15 protein-coding genes are annotated in these 22,640 nt (G+C 42.7%); 11 read left to right on the forward strand and 4 right to left on the reverse strand.

The annotated features are described in order from the left end of the window. Nucleotides 1-52: 52 nt before the first annotated feature. The 5 genes from M3636_RS07260 (at nt 53) to M3636_RS07280 (ending at nt 9,511) form a co-directional block, all read left to right on the forward strand. The gene (locus M3636_RS07260; RefSeq protein WP_164848699.1) at nt 53-1,729 is read left to right on the forward strand and encodes a type 2 periplasmic-binding domain-containing protein; all 1,677 of its coding nucleotides are present in this window, start codon (nt 53-55) and stop codon (nt 1,727-1,729) included. A gap of 61 nt (nt 1,730-1,790) precedes the next feature. Next, the gene (locus tag M3636_RS07265) at nt 1,791-2,702 is read left to right on the forward strand and encodes an ABC transporter permease (protein ID WP_128101995.1); all 912 of its coding nucleotides are present in this window, start codon (nt 1,791-1,793) and stop codon (nt 2,700-2,702) included. Between the two features lie 57 nt (nt 2,703-2,759). Continuing rightward, entirely contained in the window at nt 2,760-3,644 is an 885-nt protein-coding gene (locus M3636_RS07270; RefSeq protein WP_251381806.1) for a carbohydrate ABC transporter permease, read from the forward strand. Nucleotides 3,645-3,675: 31 nt separating this feature from the next. Next, entirely contained in the window at nt 3,676-6,843 is a 3,168-nt protein-coding gene (locus tag M3636_RS07275) for a glycosyl hydrolase (RefSeq protein WP_251381807.1), read from the forward strand. Between the two features lie 19 nt (nt 6,844-6,862). Then, a complete protein-coding gene (locus M3636_RS07280) occupies nt 6,863-9,511 on the forward strand; it encodes an alpha-L-rhamnosidase (protein ID WP_251381808.1) in 2,649 nt (882 codons plus the stop codon). A 93-nt stretch (nt 9,512-9,604) separates the two neighbouring features. Here M3636_RS07280 and M3636_RS07285 read toward each other — a convergent pair whose 3' ends face one another. Continuing rightward, nucleotides 9,605-11,590 (reverse strand): beta-galactosidase, encoded by a 1,986-nt coding sequence (locus M3636_RS07285; RefSeq protein WP_251381809.1) that lies wholly within the window; start codon nt 11,588-11,590, stop codon nt 9,605-9,607. Nucleotides 11,591-11,706: 116 nt separating this feature from the next. On the opposite strand from M3636_RS07285, the gene M3636_RS07290 reads away from it, so the two are divergent. Then, nucleotides 11,707-12,549 carry an AraC family transcriptional regulator gene (locus M3636_RS07290; protein WP_251381810.1) on the forward strand — a complete coding sequence of 281 codons (843 nt, stop codon included), beginning with the start codon at nt 11,707-11,709 and terminating at the stop codon, nt 12,547-12,549. Nucleotides 12,550-12,792: 243 nt separating this feature from the next. Here the strand turns inward: M3636_RS07290 and M3636_RS07295 are convergent, their stop codons facing one another. Further along, the gene (locus tag M3636_RS07295; protein WP_251381811.1) at nt 12,793-13,557 is read right to left on the reverse strand and encodes an SDR family NAD(P)-dependent oxidoreductase; all 765 of its coding nucleotides are present in this window, start codon (nt 13,555-13,557) and stop codon (nt 12,793-12,795) included. A 139-nt stretch (nt 13,558-13,696) separates the two neighbouring features. Here M3636_RS07295 and M3636_RS07300 point away from each other — a divergent pair, with 139 nt between their 5' ends. Next, entirely contained in the window at nt 13,697-14,269 is a 573-nt protein-coding gene (locus M3636_RS07300; protein WP_128102001.1) for a TetR/AcrR family transcriptional regulator, read from the forward strand. Nucleotides 14,270-14,524: 255 nt separating this feature from the next. Here the strand turns inward: M3636_RS07300 and M3636_RS07305 are convergent, their stop codons facing one another. Beyond that, nucleotides 14,525-15,646 carry an NADH-dependent flavin oxidoreductase gene (locus tag M3636_RS07305; RefSeq protein ID WP_128102002.1) on the reverse strand — a complete coding sequence of 374 codons (1,122 nt, stop codon included), beginning with the start codon at nt 15,644-15,646 and terminating at the stop codon, nt 14,525-14,527. Between the two features lie 170 nt (nt 15,647-15,816). On the opposite strand from M3636_RS07305, the gene M3636_RS07310 reads away from it, so the two are divergent. After that, nucleotides 15,817-16,239: a MerR family transcriptional regulator gene (locus tag M3636_RS07310; protein WP_128102003.1), complete on the forward strand. Its 423-nt coding sequence runs from the start codon at nt 15,817-15,819 to the stop codon at nt 16,237-16,239. 377 nt (nt 16,240-16,616) lie between these two features. Beyond that, nucleotides 16,617-18,356 carry an ABC-F family ATP-binding cassette domain-containing protein gene (locus tag M3636_RS07315; RefSeq protein WP_251381812.1) on the forward strand — a complete coding sequence of 580 codons (1,740 nt, stop codon included), beginning with the start codon at nt 16,617-16,619 and terminating at the stop codon, nt 18,354-18,356. Between the two features lie 721 nt (nt 18,357-19,077). Here M3636_RS07315 and M3636_RS07320 read toward each other — a convergent pair. Beyond that, nucleotides 19,078-19,608, reverse strand: coding sequence for a hypothetical protein (locus M3636_RS07320; RefSeq protein WP_251381814.1), 531 nt, complete (start codon nt 19,606-19,608; stop codon nt 19,078-19,080). A gap of 159 nt (nt 19,609-19,767) precedes the next feature. Here M3636_RS07320 and M3636_RS07325 point away from each other — a divergent pair, with 159 nt between their 5' ends. Then, nucleotides 19,768-21,156 (forward strand): serine hydrolase, encoded by a 1,389-nt coding sequence (locus tag M3636_RS07325; protein ID WP_251381816.1) that lies wholly within the window; start codon nt 19,768-19,770, stop codon nt 21,154-21,156. A 397-nt stretch (nt 21,157-21,553) separates the two neighbouring features. Continuing rightward, nucleotides 21,554-22,609 (forward strand): AraC family transcriptional regulator, encoded by a 1,056-nt coding sequence (locus M3636_RS07330; RefSeq protein WP_251381818.1) that lies wholly within the window; start codon nt 21,554-21,556, stop codon nt 22,607-22,609. The last annotated feature ends 31 nt before the right edge of the window (nt 22,610-22,640 follow it).

Genomic DNA, 22,640 nt, shown 5'->3' on the forward strand with positions numbered 1-22,640 from the left:
CTGGACTGTAAGCTTATCTTGTACTTAATATTGAATGACTGGAGGGGTATACATGACGAACAAAAAAAGGAAAGTATTCTCTTTTGCTGTAGTAATGATGCTAAGTGTCTCACTTCTGGCCGGATGCAGTTCGAACAATGCAAACAAGGTGTCCAATAATGAGGGCGTCAGCACAGCAACAAATCCCCCGTCTGATCCGATGGCTAAGTATGATCCACCCATCGAACTAACAGTTGCTATATCGATTGCCGACGCAATCGCCGATGGCTTTTCTGAGGAGAAGTGGGAGAATAGCGAATGGATCAAAGCCTATCGGGATGAGCTTGGTATTATTGTTAAACCGTTATGGTACACCAAAGGTGCAGATGCAGGAAAGCAGAAAATGAGCGTTGCTATCGCATCCGGTGATATACCGGATCTTGTAGGCGCGAGTCTGGAAAATCTCGCAACGCTGTCGAAGACCAATCTATACACTGATTTAACAGATGTTTATAAAAATTATGGAACACCATTGACGAAGGAGATCATTACCGAGGAAGGCAACACAGCCCTAGAGTCAGCAACCTTTGGAGGGAAGTTAATTGCTATTCCATCGACTAGCTCATCTATTGATAGCGCTTCCTTTTTGTGGGCACGCCAAGATTGGTTGGAAAAGTTAGGTCTACCGAATCCAAAGACGACAGATGAACTATACTCGGCTCTCAAGGCAGTTGTGGAGCAGGATCCTGACGGCAATGGTAAGAAGGATACTGTTGGGCTCATGCTGAGCAAAGATTTTCTTACTCCTGGGTTGGCTGAAGCCATAGGATTATTTAATGCCTTCGATGCTTATCCGAAAACGTGGGTTCGTGGAACAGACGGTAAGCTTGTGTACGGTAGCGCACAGCCAGAAGTCAAGGATGCTCTTGCATATCTTAACAAACTGTATAGTGAAGGTTTGATTGAGAAAGACTTTGGCGCAAAAGATTCAGGTAAAGCAGCCGAGTTGGCTGCTGCTGGAAGAGTCGGTTTCAACTTTGGTCAAATGTGGAATGGGATGTATCCGTTACAGCAGACAAAGGATAATTTCCCGGATTCCAACTGGATGGCTTACCCGATCGTATCCAAGGATGCACAACCTGCTAATCCTCAAATCCAGTTAAATGTTGAGAATTACTATGTGATGCGTAGTGGATACGAGCACCCGGAAGCCATTATGAAACTGATTAATTTCTGGACAGAGTTGAACTATGGGGATACATCCTCCGAGGAATACAACCGATTCTTGGGTCCTGAACCAGCTCCGGGACATCATTATGCCGTTGCAAAGGCGTGGAAAGCAAAAAAGAACCTTCAAGGTCATCTTAATATAACAGAAGCTTTCAAAACGGGGAATGCCTCTAATTTGAATGCTGAAGAAAAAGGATACTATGATAATATTCAAAAATACAAAGATGGAGACAACGCCAACGCTCAATACGAGAAGGTGTTCGGCGAAACCGGTTCGTTTAAATATATGAACGAATATGTTAATCAAGATCTATTCAAAATGAATGAGTTCTATGGTGCACCAACGGCTGCCATGAAAAACCGGTTGAAAACGATTGAACAGGCAGTTATTGAATATTACACAAAAGTTATTATGGGATCCGACTCACTGGATAATTTCGATAAATTCGTTGATCAATTGAACAAACTCGGCCTCGAAGAAGTTACGAAAGAGGTCAATGACTGGGACGCAGCTAAATGATGATGAATAGGGGAACTTCGCAGTTCCTCTATTTTTATAAAAACGGATGGAGTGTGCACACATGGAGCTAAAAGGAACCCGTAAACGTCGGTTCTCTACTGGTGCTTACCATATGATGCTGTTGCCGGCGGTCATTCTGGTTCTCATCTACAGCTATGGACCGATTGTTGGCATCGTTATTGCATTTCAAGATTTTATTCCCTCAAATGGATGGTTTAACTCAGAATGGATTGGATTCGATAACTTTAAGTATGTATTCGGTATGCCAGATACGATGCAGGTTATTGGAAATACCTTATTCATTTCATTGTTGAAAATGATCGTTGGTATCATATTTCCTCTTGGTTTGGCGATCTTGCTTAATGAAGTTAAGAACGTTGTATTCAAACGAACGGTTCAGACGGTCGTCTATATGCCTTATTTCATTTCCTGGATTATATTATCCGGCATACTAATTGACATACTGTCACCTTCAGGCGGCATTATCAATAATTTTCTAGGACTTTTTGGTTTTGAACCTATTTATTTTTTAGGCGATGGTGCATGGTTCCGCTTTGTAATTGTTGCTTCACATATATGGAAAGAACTTGGCTTTGATACGATCGTATACTTGGCCGCAATTCTAAGCATCGATAAGTCTTTATACGAAGCAGCAGCGTTGGACGGTGCTGGACATATAAAACAAATGTGGCATATTACACTTCCTGGTATGAAACCAATCATCGTATTACTTAGTGTTCTAAGCCTTGGAAATATATTAAACGCAGGTTTCGATCAGGTGTTTAATCTGTACAGTCCTCAAGTCTATTCCAGTGCAGACATTCTGGATACGTATGTGTTTCGGATCGGCATGGAGCAGATGCAGTATGGTGTAGCAACAGCTGTTGGACTTTTCAAATCGTTCGTGTCATTTATCTTCATCTGTACCTCCTATCTTCTTGCCTATAAGCTCGCGAATTATCGCATTTTTTAATTGGAATTTACGAGCGATAAGCCCCATTTCTCTCAATAAAATAAGGAGGCTGTATACATGATCGAACGACGCACGCTTTCTCGAAAAGTATTCCTATATGCGAACTATATTTTCTTAACCTTATTTTCCATCACTTGTTTATTCCCTATTATTCATATGGCCGCTTTATCCTTCAGTAGTAATGCAGCCGTTTCAGCTGGATGGGTGACGATTTGGCCTGTAGATTTTAATCTGGATTCCTATAAATATATCTTCAGTAACAACATCTTTATGAGTACGGTACTCGTTTCCTTTCAAAGGGTGATACTTGGGGTTTCCTTAAGTTTAACCCTCACTGTTCTTGCTGCTTATCCGCTCTCGAAATCCAATTTGAAGTTTCGTTCCAGAACGATATACTCCTGGTTTTTCGTTATAACGATGATCTTTAATGGAGGATTAATACCAACCTTCATGGTAGTTAAAGAGACGGGGCTGATGGACACCATCTGGGCTCTTGTCATCCCTTCAGCGGTTAATGTATTTAATATTGTGCTCATGCTTAACTTTTTCCGTACTCAGCCGCCGGAGCTTGAAGAATCTGCCCAAATGGATGGCGCAGGTTCCTGGCGAACATTATGGAGCATTTACTTGCCCATATCTAAACCATCCTTAGCCACAATCGCCCTATTTTCAATCATTTTTCACTGGAATTCATGGTTTGATGGCATGATCTATATGAACTCACCGTCCAACTATCCGTTACAGACCTATTTACGAACCGTTATTGTATCCAGAGATTTAACCAATATGAACGCGAGCGATTTATCACTCATTGCTAATATTTCGAATCGTACGGTCATGGCAGCCCAATTGTTCGTATCCATGCTGCCCGTCTTATGTATCTATCCTTTCCTGCAAAAGTATTTCGTCAAAGGGATCGTGCTTGGCAGTGTCAAAGGGTAGTTTAATCAAACTATACATTATGAGGTGACACATGAATCAGGATATATTGAAGCGTGCTTTTTTAAATCCGGGTCACTCGTTTCGCTCAGTTCCATTCTGGGCTTGGAACGACAAGTTGGAGCAAGAGGAGTTGAATCGCCAGATTGATGGTTTCAAGGAACAGGGCATGGGCGGTTTTATGATGCATGTGCGTGAGGGCTTGGAAACACCTTATCTGAGCCAAGAGTTTATGCATCGAATCAAGGACAGTGTTGCTAAGGCGAAGGAGTCAGGCATCTCTGCCTGGTTGTACGATGAAGATCGATATTCCTCAGGGATGGGTGGTGGAATGGTCGCGAGTAAAGGCGGCGATAAGGTGCGTGCCAAGGCACTGACTTTAGATATGAGCCGCACCTTTGATCGAGAAGATACATCCATTGTGGCCATATATCACGCCATCATAATAGGGGGAAGTATCACGAAGCTGAGGCAACTGGCAGAGAATGAACTCGGAGTGGTTCTTCAGACGAAAGATGAGATCTATCTCATCTTTCGTGTGAGAATTGCTGATAAAAACGACTGGTGTCATGGGGACACCTACACGGATCTTATGAATACTGATACGGTAAAGTTGTTTATTGAGACGAACTATGAACCTTACAGGGAAGCAGTTGGAGAAGAATTCGGAAAAACGATTCCTGGGATATTTACCGATGAGCCGACGATCCAAGGTTTTGCCGAACGTATGAATGAACCAGAATTGACTTGGATTGCATGGAGTGAAGTATTTGCACACGAGTTTGAAGTCAGAAGAGGATATTCCATATGGACGTTGCTTCCATACTTCTTTTTTCAAGGCCCCCTTTCTTCACAAATACGTTATGATTACTGGTTGACCGTGACGGAAACGTTCAGCGAATCGTATACGAAACAAATTGGGGAGTGGTGCCAAGAACAGGGCATTCAATTCACCGGACATTTTCATTCCGAAGGTAGTATTGTCGGACAGACTCGTCATAGCGGTTCAGTTATGTCGCATTATCGATATTTGCACATTCCGGGTATTGACACACTGGGTGAGCAAACCAAAGAACATTTAACGATCAAACAGGTCTCCAGTGTTGCGAATCAGCTTGGTAAGAAACAAGTAATCACCGAAACTTACGGTGTGACAGGCTGGGACTTAACTTTTGAGAGTCGAAGATGGATCGGGGATTGGCAATTTGCTTTAGGCATTAATTTATTGACTCATCATTTATCCTGGTATTCACTCAGAGGATGTCGTAAGCGGGATTACCCACCATCTTTCAATTATCATACGAACTGGTGGAGTTATAATCGGCGCATGGAGGATTATTATGCTAGACTGGGCTCGGTCTTAAGTGAGGGGGAATTAACTCGGAATGTGCTCGTGATTCATCCAGCTTCATCGGTGTGGTCACATCTCGGGCAAAATGTGAACATATCTTCATGGAAAAATACAGCCGGTAATGAATCCATGTTGACAGACTATGATAAGTCTTTCAACGAATTCGTCAACCGGATGGTTGAATGGCATGTCGACTACGATCTGGGTGATGAGCTTATAATGAAAGAGTTCGCCAGAGCTGAGAAAGGTCAGCTATACGTCGGTGAAGCACAATATTCACTCATTGTTCTACCTTCTCTACACAATGTCATGTCCTCAACACTTGAGGTGTTGCTTTCATTTATGGATAGTGGAGGTATTGTTGCTGCATTTGGGGAAGTGCCGTACTTAGTAGATGGCAGGTCGGAGAGTCTGCAACGTTTGGATGACCTAAAAAATCATTTCCAATATATTCAATTCAAAGATTCTGCTGAACTGATAACGCTGTTGGACGAGAAAACATCACGTGCCGTAAGCATTCTGGATCAGGATGGCAATGAAGCGAAGCATTTTCTTCACATGCACCGGCAAGTACAACATGGCTCGACTGTTTTTATTGTAAACAATGATCGGAATAACACCCATCAAGTGGAGATCAGTATTTCAGAAGGGCAACACCTGGAAGAATGGGATGCTTGGTCGGGAGAAATGATTCCACGCCCAGTTGCTAAGAAAGATGGCAAGATACGCTTCAGCGATACATTCGGGCCAGCACAGTCCAAGCTATATATTGTTTCATCCACTTCAAGTAATCAAGAGGAAATTGCAACCGTTAACAACGATCAGATGGCTTACGTGAATCAAAATCATGGTTCCGCTCAAGATCATACCCTGTTTGAAATAAGCAACGAGTACATTTCAGAGCTACAGCCTGTCTCGTTTGAGAGAACTGCACCTAATGCGCTTGTTCTTGATCAATGCCAGTTTCGCATGGGGAATGAACCGTGGTCTAAGCCTATGGAGGTGTGGAGGGCTCAACGTATGATTCGTGAACGACTGGGTATGCGTCAGGTATTCCACAACGGAAACCTACAGAGGTACTTTTGGATTCATCAGGAACATCCGGGCAATGAAACCCCGCTGGAACTGAGGTTTACATTTGTGGTCGCCGATGTCCCAGCGAATGATGCATTTCTGGTACTTGAAGATGCACATCGTTTCGACTACGAGCTTAATGGCAACTGCTTAGATAAAAAGCCAGAAGGATATTATTTGGATCGGAGTATGCAAAAAATTAAACTGTCAGGATTGCATGAAGGTATAAATACGCTAAAAGTTCTGATCTCGTACTGTAACGATATGGAATTGGAGAATGCATATATAATTGGAGATTTTGCTGTCGACCCTTATCGTAAAATAGTGATTGAGCCTAACAATCTAACTTACGGCGACTGGCGTAAACAAGGCTATCCCTACTATTGTGGCAGTATGAACTATTATTTTGAGATCGAAAAGGGTATTGAATCAGTTAACAGATACAGACTGGAGTTTGGTAAATATGCGGCTGTTCTACTTGAAATCAAGTTGGACGGAACAATATCTAAGACCATTCCGTGGAAAAGCGAGGCATGGTTTGACATAGATCCTGGCGTCCTGACGTGCCAGAAGAATAAAGTCGTGGTTGAAGTCGTTGGAAGTCCAAGGAATCTGTTCGGCCCACTTCATCATCAGGAGACCAATTCAAGCTGGATTGACTGGTGGTCATTTCACCCCGAAGATGAAGATTATACATTAGAATACCAAGGCACTCCCTACGGTTTACTAGAACCCGTAAAATTTCTCCGTAGTAGCAAGGCAGTTCGATATAAGTGAGAGGAGGGAGGCTTTACAGATGAAACCGGTGCATCTAAGGATCAATAATTATTATTCTCCTTTGGGTATGGATACCAATGTTCCCCTATTGGGCTGGCAGTTAGAAAGTGAAGAGCGTGGACAACACCAGGCGTATTACCGAATTATATTTGCAGAACAGGAAACGGATATCGAACAATATAAAAATTTATTGTGGGATAGCGGGAAAGTAAGTTCTTCCGAGCAATTTGGCATTCGTTATGAAGGGCAACAACTACAAAGTGTAACGACGTATTACTGGAGCGTGGCAGTCTGGAATCAGCATGGGAAAATGTGTTGGAGTGATCCTGTATCGTTATTTACCGGCTATTTATACGATGAGACCTGGAGAGCGAATTGGATCGGAAAAGGGGATGCCAAGCCATTCTACGCCCGAACTGAGTTTACAGCAACAGGGAAGATCAAGCGAGCCTATGCACTCGTTTCGGGACTCGGTCATTTCAAGATGTTCATGAATGGAGAAAAAGTGGGTCTTAACGAAATGGACCCAGGCTGGACCCATTACGAAAAGTCCGTACAATACGTATGCTTTGACGTGACAAACCATATACGAGAAGGATCGAATGTCATTGGACTTTCGGTTGGCAACGGGTTTTATGTAGGCGATGCAGGCGACCGACATTTCTACACGATTGGAAAAGGGTATGAATCATATGGAAATGTGTTGCTTGCTATTGGCGAGTGGCATATTGAATATGAAGACAGCTCCATACAGTATGTACTGACCGGAAGTGAACAATGGAAAGTTTGTGCTAGTGCGACTACTTTAGCTAATGTATATGGTTCAGAAAATTTCGATGCTCGGTTGTATCCGGAAGGTTGGTACGAATCGGCATTTGACGATTCTACATGGTCTAAAGCAAAGGTGGTAACCTCACCCAAGGGGAAGTTGGTAAGCCAGAACCAGCCACCCATTATTGTGAAATCCGTCTACGATACGATTAGCATTGAGGAGCCTAAAGATCAAATTTATGTTTTTGATTTAGGGCAGAATATGTCAGGCTTGTTCGAGATCTATGTCAGCGGCCCTGCCGGAAGTAAAGTAACCATTAAACCTGGGGAACTAAGAAACGAGGATGGAACGGTTGCCACGCCTTGGGATATTGTGACGTATTCAGAGTATACGCTATCCGGTACAGGTGAACTGGAAACATGGAAGCCAGATTTCTCATGTTCCGGAGCAAGATGGGTACAGATCGAAGGATGTACGCGTGACCGTAATGATCCATCGAAACCATTTATTCACGACGTAAAAGGACATTTCGTCACGTCAGCATCACCGGATGCGGGACATTTGGAAACGGATGATTTCCGTATTACCAAACTAGGTGAGATTATAATCAAAGCAATTGAAAGTAATCTTCAAAGTGTACACTCCGATTGCCCTACGATTGAAAAGCTGGGCTGGGTCGAGACGGCAAGTCTGATGGGGCCATCCATCATGTATGTCAAAGCGGTTGAAGAGCTCTGGCTGAAAATTACACGCGATATGATCGAAGCACAGACAGAAGAGGGCCTTATTCCTGATATAGCGCCTGAATACTCCAAATTTACAGAGGGGTTCCGGGATTCGATTGCTTGGGGAAGTGCAATCATTCTGGTTCCAGAATTACTGCTTGAGACGTATGGGAATCGAACTGCACTGGAAGAAGCTTATCCAGCTATGAAGAAATACTTGAAATATTTGAAATTAAAAGAAGTAGACGGTGGGCTCATACAACACGGTCTCGGTGATTGGGGCATTGTGCCGCAAAGTGGCGGAGATTATATCGCAAATGTTGAAACAGCCTTTTACTATGAGTGTTATAAGTTAGTATCCAAATTCGCTTATATGCTTGGACTCGATGATGAATCTGCCTATTATGAATCGGAGTCGGCACGCGTGAAGCGATGTTATAACTCCAAGTTATTACGTCAGGTCACAGAAGAGGGTCGCTACGCTTATTGCAAGTTAAATGGGGAGTTTGATCCATTGAATCAAGTCGTGCAGGCCATCCCGCTATACTTCAGGCTTGTGGAGGAAGAGTATCGATCTGATGTGGAAGCTGCGCTATTACATGCCACATCCGGGAGACAACTGAAGTCAGGCGAGATTGGGCTACGTTTTTTGTTTGGTGCTCTCGCAGGTATAAAAAGAAACGATATCGTCTTCGATATGATGATGCAGCCAGAGCATCCAAGTTATATTCGATTTGTTGAGCGTGGAGAAACTGCGCTGCCCGAATTTTGGACGGACGATTCCCGTTCTCGCAACCATGATATGATGGGACATATTCTGGAATGGTTATATAAGGAATTACTCGGAATATCATCATTAAGTGACGCCTACAAAGAGATTCTCATTGCGCCTGGCTGTTTGGAACGAATTCAATATGCCAGCGGTAGTCACTACTCCATTAGAGGTAAGATCCAGAGCGAATTTACGGTGGAGGGGCGTGGATATCAGTTAACAGTGACCATTCCTCCGAACACCCATGGCAGGGTTAAGTTACCTATTATTTCAGATCAAGCAGTGATTATGGAGGGAGGAATTCCAATCGGTTATAAGGATGTGCGAGAGCGTGGTCATTCATATGCAATAATCGGAATTCAATCGGGAAGTTATCGGTTCACAGTGGATGGACAGTAATGCAATGTTAAAGTGAAATAAGAGAAGGGATGCCCCTCAAGGTATTGAGCCTTGTGAGACATCCCTTTTTAACTTTGAAATCTGCTGATCTTCTTATACAGTTAGAATATCTACTCCTAGCGCTGGAAGAGTCAACTTCTGATCCAATCTCTCGCTGGTCAACAAGCTACGATAAGGAACGTCCAGCGTAATCTCCCGTTGCTCATTCGTCAAATTAATCAGGAACAGGAAGCTTTGCTCACCCTTCGTTCGAATCGACAGCTCGACACCTTCCGGCAGCTGGATTTTGGGCGCCAGTTCCTTTTCCTTCAATATGTCTTCAAACAGCTGATAGAAATACGATGGCTCCGGCCAAGTGCCAACATAATACACTTCACCTTCACCAAGCTTATTGACAGTAACTGCCGGCACACCCTCGTAAAAGTCGTTGTCATACCAGGCGATCGGCTCTGCACCTCGTAGTTCCAGTAGATCACACCATTGCTTCGCAGCGAATGTCTTGCCCTCCGCGTTCCGTATCCGATGCTCGCTGTTGCCGATTGCATCGTATTCACTTACGACAACACCCGCAGCTTCCGCCAGTAGCCCCGGCAGAGGCAGCATCTCACATACATTCCTCATGTTCTTCACGCCAGTCCGATTGGTGAGGACAACCGTACCTCCTTTGGCTGCGAATCGCTCCAGTCGCTGTGCTACTTCTTCACTTAACAGGAAGAGAGAAGGGACAATGACCAGCTTGTACCCGTCGAGCTCTTCAGTCCAGTTGATAACGTCTGTACCGACGCCCATTTTCAGAAATGCATTATGCATAGAGGACAAGTTGTCTATATAGTGCATTCCCCCTTCCGCCTGCGCCTGAAGGGAAAGGGCTGTATGCTGATCGTGGGAATGTAGAATCGCAACCTGGGTAACAATTGCTGAGCCGCCCAGCAGTTCTCCTAACTGGTTCACCTCGCGAGTAAGCTCAGCGAACTCCCGGAACCTGCGTCCAGGAACATTACTGTGGTCGATTAGCCCATGCCAGAATTGTTCGGCTCCGACGGTAGCACTCCGCCAGCGGAAATGAACGACCATATCCGCACCACGGGCAATTGTCTGCCAGGAGCGAGCTCGAATCAGTCCAGGATAGGGGGTGCGCTGAATCGGCATCCATGCGCCCTGCGCTCCGCTGAGCTGTTCCATTACCCAGAAATTCCGGCGTTTGATGCCGCGAACCAAGTCCAGCGTAAGCGCTCCGTTCCTCGGAAACCGATCGCCATAATCGCGATACAGCTCATTGGGATAATAATCGACAGAGACGAAGTCCAATCCGTTGTGCATATCATAGTAGTCTAGGGTATTTGGATATTGCCACATGTTATGCGTCACGAATTGATCTGGACAGTTACGGCGTAAAATCTCAAGCTGCCATCCCAGCAGATGGCCAACGCTGTCGGAACAAAACCGCTTATACTCCAGAAGATAGGAAGGATTCATCGGTTTGCTGGCACCGAGCGGCGTTGTTACCTCAGCCCAGCTGCTGTACTCACCACTCCAGACGACCGTACCCCACTCCCGGTTCAACTCCTCCAGATTGGAATAACGCTTCTGCAGCCAAGCGACAAATGCACGATTGCATGTATCACAATGACACTCCTGGTAGTGCATCTCGTTATCGATTTGCCAGCCAATGACGGCGGGATGCTTACCATAGCGCTGTGACATCGCTTCCACAAATTTGGAGCCCAGCATTCTCAAGGAAGGACTGTTGTTGCAACGATGTCCACGCACACCTGGCCGGATGATGTGACGTTGCTCATCCATAGGCAGTACATCTGGATAACGGGTTGTCATCCAGTTCGGCGGGGTATTGGTGGGGGTGCATAACACAATTTTCATACCGCGCGAAGCGAATACTTCTATAGCCGAATCCAGCCATTCGAACTGATAATTACCCTCGGTCGGTTCCATTCGGCTCCAGGCGAATTCCGCCATTCGCACAACAGAAACCCCCGTCTCTTGCATAAGGACGGCATCTTGCTCCCATAACTCCGGGGTCCATTGCTCTGGATAATAATCAATTCCTATCTTAATTGTCATCCTGTAATCTCCTTTATTTATCAATATATTGCGATTATATGCTATATTAATTGGAGTGAATATCTTAAATAATTAATATGATATAACAATATTAAGATAATAGGAGAATTATTCGCATGCCTCATCCCAATCGCAATTTCCCGGTATTATCTGCCAGAGACAAGCTACTCCCTTTTTATTTGCTTGGCATCGGCCTACATCATGAACAGGAGCACATACGCCGAGATCAAGGCATTCAGGACTATCAGTGGATTCAATGCCGCAGCGGCGAAGGTAAGCTCAGGCTAAGCCGAACGGAACATATCGTCAAGCCGGGTATGGGCATGCTGTTGTTCCCCGGCCAGAAGCACGAATACTATGCGCTATCAGAGAGCTGGGAAGTGGATTGGATCATTTTTGATGGCAGCGGACCAGCGAGTTTATTTGAAACAGTCGGCATTGTCAATACATCCGTATATACGCTTGCGTCACCCGAGTATCTTTTCTCCCGAATGAGAGAGTTGTTGCAGGCCGCCCTTACACCACAAGAGCAGACGTTAAGCAATTATGCCTGCTCCGGCATCCTCTATACCTTATTGACAGAGATTATTCAGCGTGTCTCTGTCGAGGGAAATGATACCGTTGGGCAGCAATATGAGCGGATAAAACCGGTTTTGGATTATATTGAGCAGCATTATGCTGAAGAGATTACTTTGCCAACGCTGGCTGGTCTCATTTGCGTTACACCGGAATACTTCTGCCATCTGTTCAAGAAGACGACAGGCATTCGTCCCATCAGCTATGTTAATCAGGTGAGGGTCAACAAAAGCAAGGAACTTCTGCTCGACAATGTGCAGCGTGGGATGGAGGATATTGCTCGTCAAGTCGGCTTCGAATCTACCAGCTATTATGGAGCAACCTTCAAGAAGCTGGAACGACACACACCCGGCGCGTTCCGCCGAATCTATCAGAAGTCGTAACTTAAGAGTAATTGGGTGTGCAGACGGCTAAATAGTTGGATTATTAACTAAAAAAGAGGGCAGGCCTAATTCTATAGCTTTAAAACCTGATTAAGCTGCTCTGAGCTACAACTCTTAGATTGAAATATTAGACCAGAAAAAGTCGCTATCTTAGCGACTTTTTCTGCTTGGAAGGCAAATGGAAGGTCAATCATGCTTATGTGTAATGCATCGCAACCGTATCTAATAAGAATCGAATCAGAATCACATTGCTTGATCCGTTGGACGAACTAAAATCTCGTTGACCGCCACGCGACGTGGGCGAGTTACAATAAATTCAATCGTTTCTGCAATATCTTCTGCTTCAAGAACTTCAATATGGCTCAGAATATTGGAAAGTTGCTCACGCACGTCTTCACGTAAGTGATTACCTAGTTCCGTTCCCACTGCACCTGGCTCTAAAACAGCCACACGAACGTTAAGCCCGGCCGTCTCTTGCCGCAGTGCTTCAGTAAACGCTGCTACACCAGATTTCGTGAGACTATATACCGCTTGCCCTGCCGATGGTTTGCGTCCAGATACTGAACTAATATTTATTAAATCAGTAACTTTCCGGTCGGAAGTCAAAGCTGATTGGATTAGATACGGTAGTGCAGCATGGGATATGTATAACAACCCATTTATATTCACGGATATCATTCGTTCCCATTCGATTGAGGTCGCCTCTGCCACACCCCCGATTAACATGAGTCCTGCATTATTTATAACGGTGTCCAAACGTCCATATTTATCTATAACCTGCTGAACTGCATGTTCCGCTTGCTTCTTATCTGTTATATCTGTTGCTATTACAAGAACCTCACCTCCAAGGTTTTTTAGCTCGGAAGCCAGATTCTCCAATCGATCTTTACGACGTGCGACAAGGACAACGGTTGCTCCTTGAGCAGCGAGCCTTCTGGCAGTTGCTTCACCGATTCCACTACTTGCTCCAGTTACCAACGCCACCGTATCTTGCAATTTCTTAAACATGTTATATTCCTCCTCAAATTTTATTCGCTAAACGCTAAGATGTTACTGTTGTAACGTCTTGTTGAGCTCAGTATAATGTGTATAACATAAAGATATCAATGCATTTCAAGGCAAGTGTGACATAAAAGGAGATGTTGTAATGTCAAACCCATCTAATCAAGTCAGAAGTGCTCTGACGAAAGAATGGATCTTCAATGCACTCATGATATTAATGCAAACCAAAAGTCTAAATAACATATCTATTACCGAGGTGTGTACAAAAGCTGGTGTATCACGCATGGGGTTCTATAGAAATTACAACATCATTGAGGATGTAATCGTGGAACGTATTGATCAAGTGTTTACTGACTTTTTTGATCAGGCATTGGCAGGGGAGAACTTTGATAATTATTATTCAACACTATTATTTTTCAGATGTTTCAGGAATGAGAAAATCTTAGTAGAAAATCTGGTAAAGTCCAACGTTAGTTACTTATTGCTAGCCAAGTGTAATGAATACCTACACAAATTAGCCACAAGAATTGTAGTTAAAACCTACGATGATTCTTACAAAGAAAACTATATTGCTAAGTTTTATGTAGGTGGATTCTATTGCGTTTTAATCGAATGGGCGTTAAATGGCATGAAAGAAAGTGATACGTACATGGCTGATATTTTGTATGAGTTCTGTGGGGTCACTATTCCGAAGGGAAATGCCGAAAAAATAGTATAATTAGTTAATTTTTATTATTTCTTGATAATTTTCCATATGAAGTCGCTGTTTAAGCGGATTTTTCTTATGGCTTTAGCCAGTTGAATGCGTGAAACGTGTGAGCAAGTTGACAAAACACTGAGCCTGAACATACCTGTTGTCAGGCTAGCGTCTTTAGGCACATTTTGGAAACAAGGGGCTGACCCAAGAGCAAACCACCCGTTGGACGGGTGGTCATGATTGACAATTGAGTTGAGTAGCCTCTGGGACTAATCTTTATTTACTTATACTAAACCATCCTGGCATTGCTTGAATTGCATCCCAAAGTTTAGCTGGAATATCAAGTTGATCTAGTTTCGAAACGTTCAATACAGAAACCACCTCGGATTCACGTTCATTTACAATCTTCTCAACCCAATTAGGATCCATAATTAATGCTTGCCCAATGGCGACTAGCGGCAGACCTAATTCCTTAGCTTTAAGAGCATCATCCGGTGTTCTTATGGAGCCAGCAGCCATTACAGGTACCTTACCGTTTGCGCGTTCAAGAATTAATTCAAGTCGTGTTTTTTCATCTTGACTATCCATGGGCTTTGAAGACACATTATCTAATGAAGCGTGTATATAATCTAAATCCTGTCCGACAAGAAAGTCAATTAAATCATAGGTGTCTTTCATACGTAATCCATCCACTTTAGAGGATTCTTCAGGTGATAGTCGGAATCCTATAATGAATGGTTTTGTAGCATGTTTTTTTTTTACATTTTTGATTTCTTCAATAATTGCAAATGGAAAACGCAAGCGATTTTCAAGTGATCCTCCCCATTGGTCTGTCCGTCGATTTGTCGCTGGCGACCAAAAATTCTGAATTAAAAATCCGTGAGCTCCATGAATTTCGACGCCATCAAATCCAGCATCAATTGCTCGTCTTGTGGTGTCTCCAAATGCCTGTACAATCGACAAGACCTCCTCATGTGATAGTTCTCTTGTTTGTGAAGTTGAACCTAAAAGAGTAGCTTCAGGTAGTAATGCACTTGAACTAACTGCGTCCAGTCCTGGCACAGCTTTGTTACCAGCATGAAAGATCTGAAGAATCGCAGGAGCGCCACCACTTTTCGCGGCTTTAGCTAATTTACGTAAACTTGGAGTGAAATCATCATTGTACCCAGCAAATTCATTCGTAAAACCTTGCCCATTAGGTGTAACATGAGTACACCCTGTAATGACGAGTCCTACACCATTCACTCTTTGTGTGTAATACTTTATTTCGTTATCCGAAATGGTAAGATCATCATTGCTTGACCAGGTTGTCATAGGAGCCATAACAATACTATTTTTAATTGTTACGCCACTTTTGAATGTAAAGGATCCAAATAATTTACTGTATTTTTGTTTCATTTCATAAACCTCTCTCTCATATACTGTTTTCTATTTCAGTTTAACTAGTTGCCGATACGACAAGTCAAGCGTATATTCATATGTGAATATACATAGAATTTTTGTGATTCCACTCTCTTTATGATATATATTTAGTTACAGTTACTGTAACTATAGGAGGGGACAGATTAGTGTTGCATTCAATGACATATGTAGTGGAGAATTTAAATGTATCTGCAAAGACACTTCGATTTTACGAAGAACAAGGGATATTACCAAATATAGCTCGTGACGAAAAAGGCCGAAGGGTCTATAGCGAACAACAAATTGAATGGATTTCGTTTATTCGTTGCCTGAAAGAGACAGGTATGCCTCTTTCAAAAATAAAGGAATACCAAGAACTATTTAAATCGGGAAGCGCCACCTATGGACTAAGAGAACAAATCTTGATAAATCATAAATTAGAAGTCCAAAAGAATATTGAGAAAAATTTAAAGCACTTGGAAGAAGTTAACTATAAACTAGCCATGTATGAGCTTCAGAGAGAAGAGGCTATGAGTAATCCTGACTATAACTTTAAGTGTCACGGTATGGAGAGTAAAAAAGTGAATTAATGCAGTAACGAGAAAGGAAGACAAGTTCTGCTGTAAGCGGCATACTGCGTGAAGGGCAGAAGGGTACAAGTAGTTTATCTCAACTGTATAATCAAGGATGAGATTGACGGAAATATGTTCCAGAAATCATCCCACATGCTTCATGTCCAACATGACATGGAGTAAGTAGTACGGGTAGATTCGGCAGAATTAGGGCTGAATAAGCTCATTTGGGAAGGGATCGCGAAGGGATATGTCACGTAGCTATAGACCTTAATATGGTGAAAGTAAGGGATAAAAAGCAATTGTACTTGGGAGTAATCAGTGTTACTCTAAAAGTCTGTGTTCACAAGATATGAATAGTAGTCACCATTATAGTTAGAAAGAAAGGTAACACGATGATAACAGTTGATAACTTATCCTTTTCATTTCCGCAAAAAGATTTATATAACAATGTCTCATTTACATTAGAAGAAGGTCAGCATTGCGCTTTTATCGGGACAAGTGGCAGTGGGAAGAGTACGCTGATTGATATTCTGATGGACCCCGAACGATATTTATATGATGGCAAGTTAGAGATAGACCCCGAGTTCAGAATCGGATATGTAAGTCAGTTCTCGCAAGTAGACGAAGCGAAAGAAATGACTGTCTTTGAATTTATCGCAGAAGAATTTATCAAGCTCCAAGATGAGATCACATCGATTTATGATGAAATGGCAACCGCTTCGGACATGGATTCACTGATGGAAAAGGTTCAATTGGCGTTAGACGCGCTTGAGTCGATGGACGGGGATAATTACGAAAATAACATTAATAAGCAGCTAAACCTGGCTAATCTCATGAAGCTAAAAGATCTTAACATTTCCTCCTTAAGTGGTGGAGAATTCAAACTGATTCAAGTGATGAAGGAAATGCTCCATCGTCCAGACTTAATGATTATGGATGAACCAGATGTGTTTTTGGATTTTGAAAATCTAAATGCACTTAAGAAACTTATTAATTCCCACAAGGGAATGCTGCTGGTTGTTACGCACAACCGATATCTGTTGAATCATTGTTTCAACAAAATTATCCACCTTGAAAATACGGAGATCCAAGAGTTTGAAGGGCGGTTTATCGATTATAACTTCTCATTGCTTCAGACCAAAATAGAGTTACAAGAAATTGCAGTCGCTGAAGAAGAGGAAATTGAGAGAAACGAGAATATCGTTACTAACCTTAGAGCGATTGCAACCGTTGATTCAGAAGCATCGAGAGGGAGAGCGTTAAAGGCCAGAGTTAAGTTTACAGAAAGATTGGAAGCACGTAGAATTAAAGCGCCATTTGTTGATATTAAGCAACCGAATATTCGTTTTGGCATGGAGCATGATCCTGAAGATATCCCCGTTATAAACGTCAATCATTATAGCGTTGCCTTTGACGAGTTGCTTATAGACAATGTGAGCTTTGGGATGAAGTCAACAGATAAAGTAGCCATTATCGGTGCAAACGGTACCGGGAAAACGACTATGCTCCGAGAAATTTATCAAAACAACCATGCTTCAATTGAAATCAATGCTGATGTTAAAGTGGCTTATTTATCTCAGGTTCAAGGTGAAATGCTTGAGGATTCTAACACCATACTGGAGGAATTCATCGATGCTGGGTTTGATACGTATGATGAGATTAGATCATATATTTCAAACTATGGCTTTGAAGGAGAAATTCTGGATCAAAAGATAGAATCTTTATCTGGTGGAGAAAAAAATATGCTTCAATTGGCTAAAGTTGCTGCTAGTAAAGCAAATGTGCTGCTTCTGGATGAGCCGACAAGCCATCTAGACACCTATACACAAATAGCACTGGAGAAAGCTATTGTGGACTACAAAGGCGCCATTCTCATGATTTCTCATGATTTTTATTCTGTAGTCAACGGTATGGATTATGTTGTCATCATTGAAGATAAGAAGATTAGAAAAATGAGTATGGAAGAATTTAGAGAGATGATCTATGCCAGCCATTTCAATAAAGACTATTTAGAAACTGAACAAAAGAAAAAAGCTGTTGAAATGAAAATTGAATTGGCTTTGAAAGATACTAACTTTGAACTTGCAAAAGGTTTGGTTGATGAGCTAGAAGAGGTCATTAAGCTGCTTTAATGGACAAGGCTCTGATTGAAAAAGTCAGTCACCGCGAACAGGTCTAAAATGAATTCAGGTGTGACAGATTGGAATTAGAAGACGTTAACAAATTCGTTTGATATCTATAGTAAAAACTTAATTTGAAAGCAAACCAAAAAATGTTGGTCTAGTATAGATCAACATTTTTTGGTTCGTAAGCGATATGTATGTAAAGGAGAGAAATCTGATCTGACACTCCATATAAAGATACAAAACATTGATAAGCATCGGGAACCATTAACTGGATGCCAAATTAGTAGTGTGCAAACTGTCAAGGATTGATTACAATAGAAGCATTACAGACTAAGGGATGAATGTACAATGGTTCAAGAAGACAGCGTATTTGAACAGATTATGAAATCGAAGCGATCCAAATCGATCAAGACTAGAACAGGTCAGGTAAGCCCAGCTCCAACCAGGAAAACATCTCTGGAACAATTAAATGATTTGGATATCCGACACCATAATGTAGAAGCCGAATTAGTAAAACCAAGTATGCCGCATAGACGGGTACTAGAAATCAGGAAAGAACTGAGTCAGATTAGAAAATTAAAGAAAGAAGATCACATGTTATAAGCTTTTTAAAAAAGTACATACGATGCTATTTAGTTCATATCACACCGTGGTTGTAATCGGATTATTAGATCACAAGTAAGTCGTGAGGTTATTAAGACTCACGACTTTTTATATGCATGGCGTGTTAATTCGTAATGGAGAGAATACGCCATGCTGAATCTTCTTTTTGCATGAGGTATAACTTAGTAGTTTCATCTGCTTGTAGGGGGGACTCATGGAAATACACATTTTTTTGTTTGACAAACACTTCGATGTTTCCATCTTGAAGCACGTTAAACCACGGCTCATCCATCGAAATAGCTACAGCATACACTTGACTCAATTCTTCCTCGTGAACCGCGTGTTCTCGGACATAGGCTGAACGTACCGCCTCAGCATCAAACGCCAGTATACCTTTCATATTTCGATTCAATGTCTGCACAATTTGCAGCTCATCCCCCTCATAGTGACTCTCATCTATGTAGTGAAAATTGACGATCTTCGCTGCATCAAGAGCAGCTGCAATTTCTTCTTTACTGGTGTAGCCGACTAGATTGGTTTCTTCTTGTTGAACAGGCTCACTAGTAGAAGTAGATATAACTGGAGAGTCAGGAGAAACGGAATAACGAGTCAACACACAAGCCATTAGAAGAAATACAATCCATAATTTTGTCATGACCAATCCTCCTTATACATACTCTGCTTAGTTATAAACGTCTACAGTAATGAAATAGTTACCCTGTACTGGCTCGGTTTATTGTTGAGACGAAAGGGGAATCTGGCCGGCTCGTTGAATTATATCCAAAACGAATAAAGTGGGAAGAGGTCGATGTCCATGGCGATTGAAGAACGAATCGATGCTATTATTAAGCGCTTACAGCCAGAAACTCATCTTCGGAATAAATATGGTCAGGAAGAAACGCTAGCAGGTCGAATGGAATATTACAACACACCCGGGGTATCCATTGCAGTTATCCATGACTTCAAACTGGAATGGGCTCGTGGATTCGGAATATGCGAGGCTGGGAAACCTGAGGCTGTCACCGAAACGACCCTCTTCCAAGCGGCGTCGGTCAGCAAGCCGATTTTTGCTGTAGCTGTAATGCGATTAGTTCAGGAAGGGAAGTTAGATCTGGATCGGGACGTGAATAATTATCTGACATCTTGGAAACTACCTTCTGTTTCCGGTTGGCAGCCCAAAGTTACGTTGCGGCAATTATTGAGCCATAGTGCGGGAGTTACGATTCAGGGATTTCCAGGTTATGAAAGAACCGATGAACTTCCCACGCTAGTGCAGATTCTCAATGGACAGCATCCAGCAAATACCTCATCTGTGGAGGTTAATGTTATTCCAGGATTGCAATTCAGATACTCCGGAGGGGGAACAACGATCGCACAACAGCTTGTTGAAGATATGCTGAATCAACCTTTGGCTGAAATAATGAACGAGTTGATATTCAGCCCGTTGGGACTTACGAACAGTACATATGAACAGCCATTGCCTTCTCAAAGATATGAAACTACTGCAGCGGGACACCCTTGGAAAGGTAGAGCTCTGCCTGGCAAGTGGTATGTCTACCCCGAAATGGCGGCAGCAGGTCTCTGGACAACGCCTTCTGATCTTGCTCGTATAGGCATTGAATTGCAATTAACACTGAAAGATCATCTGAGTGGGCTTCTTTCTGCGGAAACTTTAAACGAAATGTTAACTGTTCAGGTTGAGAATCATATGGGTATCGGCTTTTTCCTCGAAGGTGAAGGGGAAGCAAGTCGTTTCGGTCATAATGGGTGGAATGAAGGTTTCGTATCCCGGTTTGTTTTATCCAAACATCACGGTTATGGTGCCGTCATTATGGTTAACTCCAATGAAGGTAATGCATTGCTTGGAGAGCTGGAACATGCTATTGCGCGTGAGTACGGATGGCTCGGATATTTTCCTGACAAAATACATGTGGATGTATCGCCGAAAATACTTAAGGAGTACGCGGGTGATTATAAATCAACATCCGGTACACATGCTTCTATCCACCTAGACGGAAATGACTTGTCTTTGCAAATCCAAGAGCAGTTCCCAATCCGACTGTTTCCCGAATCGGAGGCAAAATTTTCAACAGAGGGGCTGAATACAAGCGTTGATTTTGAGCGGAATAGGGATGGTCAAGTTGTGGCGCTTCATATTTATCAAGAAGGAAGAACATTCCGTTTGGATAAAACAATCGACTAAGTTACGTTGCAGTTGCTATGGCGATGTTATGAAGCGTAGTGATGCAATTAGGTAATGATTGAAATAGTTTATTGAAGAGCGATTATCCAACCGCATCTATATTTGAGTTTAAAAAGGCTATCCTTGTGGATAGCTTTTTTTGAAACTCTTGACGTTTGTATAAACGCAAGATGAGCTCAAATTGCCCAAAACTCAGAATAAGTACTTCTTTGCAATTAACCGTATTCGCTCATTATAAGCCCCAATTAACAATTAGATTGATCGTGGCGCAATGTGTTAGTAGGTTGTCATGTTATGCTAGTTACATATATGAACGCTAAGAGTATCATTATATTTGTAAGTCAGCGAAGGATGCTTTACATCCGATTAGTCAGTCAGCAGAAGGAGGTGCACATGAATGACAAGTGATTCCTTTGAACGCATTAAGATGCCATCGGGATTTTGGGAAGGTCTACGTCAGATCGGCATTAACTCACATGATGTAGCACGGAAGGCTGGTTTACCGCTCACGGTTATTTCCGATTCAACGGTGAATATCACTCAATATTACGCAATTTGGCAGGCATATTCCGATCTCGCAGGTGATATTGCTCACGGGATGATTCAACTTGCAACCATATATGAGGTGACGAAATTCCCACCACCTATATTAGCTACATTCCACGCACGTGATTATCGTGATGCATTGCAAAGGATGACTCGATATAAAATGTTATGTCCTCCTGAAAGTCTAAAGATCATTGAAGATGGGGAAGATTGCATCCTAGATCTGCAATGGTTGGATACTGATGAATCTTGTCCGCCGTTACTAGTGGGCATTACACTAGCATTCCTGCTCGAATTAGGACGACGGGGAACAGGTCGGCATCTGACGGCTAGCGCTGTAGAGTTCGCACAGCCGATGGGAGATTTACAGGTTCTTGAAGGTTACTTTGGATGCCGAGTTCGAACGGATGCTAATCACAATCGATTGAGCTTACATCGGAAGGATCTGGATATTCCTTTTCATTCTTATAATGCAGAGTTACTTGAAATTCTGACCCCTGCACTGGATCGCACGTTACATGAACATCAAGGTAATCGTTCCTTGTCGGAGACAGTCAAATGGATTATGAAGCGTAGCTTCAGCGCCGGACGTCCTGATGTACACATGGTTGCCAAGGAACTTGGTATGAGCAATCGGACTTTGCAGCGTCGATTAACCGATGAGAGCACGAATTTCAACCATCTGCTGACGGAAGCAAGGCATGAACAGGCACGGGTATACTTATCAGATTTATCACTTGATATCAAGGAAGTTGCATTTCTAATCGGATATGAGGATCAAAATTCATTTTACCGTGCATTCCGCACTTGGGAAGGCGATACACCTGCCAATTGGCGCATTGAACATGCGGAGGGATATGCAAACTCAGGAGATCATCCTTCATTTTCAGGCGGACACACTCATTAATCATCAATCATCTAGAACCAACAACTAGAAC

It is taken from the genome of Paenibacillus sp. MER 99-2 (assembly GCF_023714095.1).
GTDB lineage: Bacteria > Bacillota > Bacilli > Paenibacillales > Paenibacillaceae > Paenibacillus.